The 5115-nt window shown below is 65.0% G+C and carries 2 protein-coding genes and 2 pseudogenes; 1 reads left to right on the top strand and 3 read right to left on the bottom strand.

The features are described 5' to 3' along the window. Nucleotides 1-115 precede the first annotated feature (115 nt). Entirely contained in the window at nucleotides 116-2473 is a 2358-nt protein-coding gene (locus tag VKP01_RS10655; protein WP_324412121.1) for a trehalose-6-phosphate synthase, read from the bottom strand. Between the two features lie 471 nt (nucleotides 2474-2944). On the opposite strand from VKP01_RS10655, the pseudogene VKP01_RS17365 reads away from it, so the two are divergent. After that, a pseudogene (locus VKP01_RS17365) lies at nucleotides 2945-3139 on the top strand (DUF6894 family protein); the annotation flags it as partial. A gap of 34 nt (nucleotides 3140-3173) precedes the next feature. On the opposite strand, the gene VKP01_RS10650 reads toward VKP01_RS17365, so the two are convergent. Together VKP01_RS10650 and VKP01_RS10645 are read right to left on the bottom strand one after the other, a co-directional pair. After that, the gene (locus VKP01_RS10650; protein WP_324412120.1) at nucleotides 3174-4544 is read right to left on the bottom strand and encodes a glutamate--cysteine ligase; all 1371 of its coding nucleotides are present in this window, start codon (nucleotides 4542-4544) and stop codon (nucleotides 3174-3176) included. Nucleotides 4545-4706: 162 nt separating this feature from the next. Further along, nucleotides 4707-5115, bottom strand: a pseudogene (locus tag VKP01_RS10645) (thiaminase II); the annotation flags it as partial.

Below are 5115 nucleotides of genomic sequence, written 5' to 3'. Positions count from 1 at the left end.
CGCTTCTGCGACATCGATCTCGGCATCATCAGCCGCAAGACCGGACGGCTCCACCGCTTTGCCGCACCCCGGCCGGGGCGCGGCAAAGCGAGCCCGGAACAAACAGAGGAAACTGTCACCCATGTTGCCGGTCCATAATGTTACCCATGTCGCCGGTTGCACAATCATCGCCTACCCTCCCATCGGCCCAGCCCGCACCCGCCTCGATGCGCTCGGACCGGAACTGAGGGAGGCTGGCCTGCGGCTGGTGCGCATCCTGCGCCCGCCCCCTCTCCTTCTCGATCAACCGCATGATCCGCTGCTTCTTCCTCAGGCGGGCGGCGTCGAGGAGCATTTGGCCGGCCCAGCGGTAGACGTTGCGGGCTTCGACCTGTTCGCGCATCACGCGCATGCGTTCGCGCTGCTCGCTCGCCTCCATGGTCAGCGCCCAGTAGAACGCCTCGCCCATGGCGTGGGCGTCATAGGGGTTGACGATGAGGGCTTCGCCGAGTTCGCGCGAGGCGCCGGCGAAGGCGGAGAGGATGAGGACGCCCTGCTCGTCGTCGCGGGCGGCGACGAATTCCTTGGCGACGAGGTTCATGCCGTCATGCAGGGATGAGACGATGCACAGCTCGGCGGCGCGGAAGAGCTCGAACACCTCTTCCGGATCATGGTGGCGCGCCACCAGCTGAATGGCGTCGAAGGGCCCGCCATGGCGTTCGCTGATCTCGCGGGCGAGCGCCTCGGCCTCCTCCTGGAGGGATTTGTAATTGGCGAGCTTGGAGCGCGTCGGCGCCGCCGCCTGCATGAAGCAGAAGCGGCCGATCAGCTCGGGATGGGCGGTGAGCAGGGCATCGACGCCATGCATCCGGTCAAGGATGCCCTTGGTATAGTCGAAGCGCTCGATGCCGACCGCGAGCTGCACATCCTCGGGCAGGCCGAGGCGTTTGCGCACGGCCTTGCGGGCCTCCGGCACGGGCTTTTGCCCCTCCATCGCCGCAGGCGGCCATTCGATCGAGATCGGATAGGGCCGCACGAAGGCCTCGTAGCCCTTCAGCGTGATCGAATCGCTCTCGCGGTCAATGCGGCTCTCGATGACGCGGTCGACGGTCTCGATGAAGTTGTTGCAGTGGAACTGCGTGTGGAAGCCCAGAATCGAGGAGCCGAGCAGCCCGTCGATGATCTCCTCCTTGTAGGGGCAGATGCCGAAGGTCTCGGAATTCGGCCAGGGGATGTGCCAGAAGGTGATGATGGTGGCGTCCGGCAGCCGGTCGCGGATCATGCGCGGGGCCAGCGCGAGGTGATAATCCTGGATCAGCACGATGGGATCGGGGCGCTTCGCTTCGGCGACGACGGCCTCGGCAAAGCGCTCGTTGACTTCGCGATACATCCGCCAATCCGCCTCGCGGAAGACGGGGCGCACGAAGGCGATATGGCAGAGCGGCCACAGGCCCTCATTGGCGAAGCCGTAATAATAGCCCTCCTGCTCCTCATCCGTGAGCCAGATCCGGCGCAGGGTATAGGAGGGGTTGGAGGGTGGCACCATCACCCGGTCATGGCTGTCCACCGCCTCGCGGTCACCGGTGCCCGAGCCATGCGCGATCCAGGTGCCGCCGCAGGCGCGGGTGACGGGCTCGAGCGCCGAGACGAGGCCCGATGCCGGGCGCTGCACCTTCATCTCGCCGTTCTCGTCGAGATTGTGGATATAGGGCTCGCGGTTGGAGACCACGATCACCTCCGAGCCCGGCAGCTCGTTGGCGAGCGCGATGCGCAGGGTCTCCGGGTTCCATTCGGTATGGACCGTGTCGATGCTGCGGCGGGCGAAATCGAGCTCGGAGAGCGCCGCGCGGATCTCGGTGCCGATCTCCGTGGGCGTATGCTTGATATCCTCGGCGCGCCCCTCGCGCGCATCCTCGATGGCGCGGCGCACGGAGATCGTCCATGAGCGCATGATCCAGAAGGCGACGAGGGAGGCGAGCGCGGCACCGCCGAAGGCGACGCCAATGGCAGCGAGCAGCAGGAAGATCCGCGCCTGGCTGCGGCGCTCCTCGACATCGGCATAATCATGCAGGATGACGAAGCGCACATCCTCCGCCGGCGCGGAAAGCGGATAGGCCGCGACCATGGCCCGGATCCCGGCGTAATCGGCCCGGGTGAAGACCTCGCCGGCGCCGACGGCGATCTGCTCGCAGGAGAAACCCTCGGGCATGCCCGACGAGGCGAGGCGCAAATCACCGCCCTCGCACAGGCCGACGGCGAGCACGTCCTCGTCACCGGCCAGACGCTCCATCAGCGCGGCGAGACGCTCGCCATCCTCGGGCGCCCGCAGCGAGAGGACCTGGTCGCGCGCGGCGTTGAACAGCATCTGCGAGCGCATCTCGACATCGCGCTGCGCCCATTGGCTGACGAAAGCTGTAGCGAAGGGCCAGATGGCCAGAACGACGACAAGGGTGATCGCCAGAGCGATGACGCCGTATCTGATGGTGACGCGCAAAACCGAAACTCCCGCATCCGTGCCATCCGCCGCATGATGCAGGCGGGATCGCGAACCGATTTATCCCGCAGTTTCAACGTCGAGGCAAGAAATTCGTTTCCATCCTGATTTCATCTGAGGCAATGCTGGGCGGGTGGCGGGTTTTTTCTGTATAAATCCGTATGAAGCATGCATCTTTGCTGATGCGTAAGTATAAAACTGGAAAAGTTTCGGGTTTATACTTTTTAGGTGCTGGCACATCTGCGGGTTTCGCCGCTGCGCCGGGCACCCGTCTGAGGCGGCGGCGCCTTCGCGGGATTACCTGTGGATAACGTGGATATCGGGGAGAGGGCACAAAAGACACGGTTTTTCCGTCGCTTCGCATCCGGATTCATCGAATCGTCATACCGGCGCGGCGCTATGGGGGGCGATAAGACATGCCGCGCCCGGTTGAACAAGGCGTCGGGGGCGTCGCGTAGACGGAGGTGATCCGTGAGCGTCCATTACCTGCACTGCAGCAACGGCGTCGATCTGATCGTCGATCGCACCCCCTATCGGGCCCGGCGAATCGGAGACGCCTATCGTGAAGCGCTCAGGCGCGCCCGCCGCATCATGGCGGCAGCATCCTGGCAAAGGAATTGGGATGGCTGGTGCGTCCATATCTGCGACGAGGCCGGCGAAATCGCCTGCGTGCCCTTCTGCGAAGCGCAGCTGATCCCCTTCAGAAGGCACATTCCTCGAAGGCCGGAAGCACCGAGCCTTCCCAGCGCCCATGATACAGCGCCAGCAGCGCCTGGGCCCGGTTCGTCCCAGTCGCGACGATCTGCTCGAGCGGATCGAGGAAGCGGGTCTCGTCGCGTCCCAGTCTGTCAATGACGCCACGCGCTTCGAGCCCCTCGCGGGCGATGCGCAGGGTCTCGCGGGCGATCTCGTGGACGGTGTGGCCGCCGATCCGGGCGGAAAGCCCTTCGCGGGGGACGGCGTCGCGCAGGGCCTGACGCTCCTCGGCACTCCAGCCCTTGACGAGATCCCAGGCGGCATCGAGCGCGCCCTGATCGTAGAGCAGCCCGGTCCAGTAGGCGGGCATGGCGACGAGATGGCTGCGCGGGCCGGCATCGGCGCCGCGCATCTCCAGAAAACGCTTGAGGCGCACTTCGGGAAACACGGTCGAGACGTGGTTGGCCCAGTCGGATCGGCTGGCGCGCACGCCCGGCAATTGCGGCAGCTTGCCCTGCATCAGATCATGAAAGCTCTCGCCGGCGACGTCGTGATAGATGCCGTCGCGCATGACGAAATACATCGGCACGTCCATCACCCAATCGACATAGCGTTCATAGCCGAAGCCGTCCTCGAAGGCGCAGGGCATCATGCCGGTGCGGTGGGGATCGGTATCGGTCCAGATCTGCGAGCGCATCGAGAGGAAGCCGTTGGGCCGGCCCTCGGTGAAGGGGGAATTGGCGAACAACGCGGTGCAGATCGGCTGAAGCGCGAGCGAGACCCGCAGCTTCTTCACCATGTCGGCCTCGTCGGCATAGTCGAGGTTGACCTGCACGGTGGAGGTGCGCAGCATCATGTCGAGGCCCAGCCCGCCGACCCTCGGCATGTATCCCATCATGATGCGGTAGCGGCTTTTCGGCATGACCGGCGTATCGGCGCGGGTCCAGAGCGGGCTCATGGCGAGATCGAGGAAGCCGATGCCAAGCGGTTCGGCCACGCGTTGCAGTGCTTCAAGATGCGCGTCGAGCTCGGCCTGGGTCTCGTGCACATCGCTGACCAGCCCGCCCGAGAGTTCGAACTGGCCGCCCGGTTCGAGCGAGATGGCGCCGCCGCCCTCGCCCTCGAACAGGCCGATCAGGTTGCTGCCATCGGTGATCGGCTCCCAGTCGGTCTCGCGCATCAGCCCCGCGAGCAGGGCCTGCACGCCGCGATCGCCCGCATAGGGGACGGGGCTTTGATCGGCGCGGTAGAACGGGATCTTCTCGTGCTCCGTGCCGATGCGCCATTGGGCCTTCGGCTTCTCGCCGGCTTCTACCCAGGCGACGAGCTCGTCGCGGGATTCGATCGGCGTCGCGTCGGATACGTCACGGGCCATGCGCAGCTCTTTCTTCCAGCGCTTTCTTGCAGCGCTTTCACGATCGCCCGGGAGGGGCGCAGATTATGGGTGCTTGATACGGCGCCCGAACCGGCTTCGCAATCGCGCAGGATTGCCGATACCCGTTCGGGCACGCAGTATTATTGCATCAATGCAAGGTGATCAGACGGGCCAATCTTCCAGACGGTAGGCTGAATCCCAGAACATGTATTCGAGCTGCGTGGCGCGGCGATAGGCATCATGCATCTGCGCAATGTGCTTTGGTGACGCCCCGCCGGCGGCAGCGTCGGTGGTGGCGATCATGGCGCGCACCGCATCGTGGAATTCCTCGCCGGCATAGGTGTCGATCCAGGCCTGGTAGGGATTGTTTGCGCTGGCGCGGGCATGGATGTCACGCCCGATCTCGGCATAGATCCAGAAGCAGGGCAGGAGGGCGGCGAGGGCCACCTCGTAGGGCTCGCTCCAGGCGCTGGCCAGCAGATAGGAAACGTAATGGCTGCAGCCGGGTGAGACCGGTGTGGTCTCGAACATATCCTGTGTGATGCCGAAATCATCGAAGAACGAACCGTGC

Source organism: Saliniramus sp., from assembly GCF_035311605.1.
Lineage (GTDB): Bacteria > Pseudomonadota > Alphaproteobacteria > Rhizobiales > Beijerinckiaceae > Saliniramus.
This window is presented reverse-complemented; position numbering and strand designations above follow the sequence as displayed.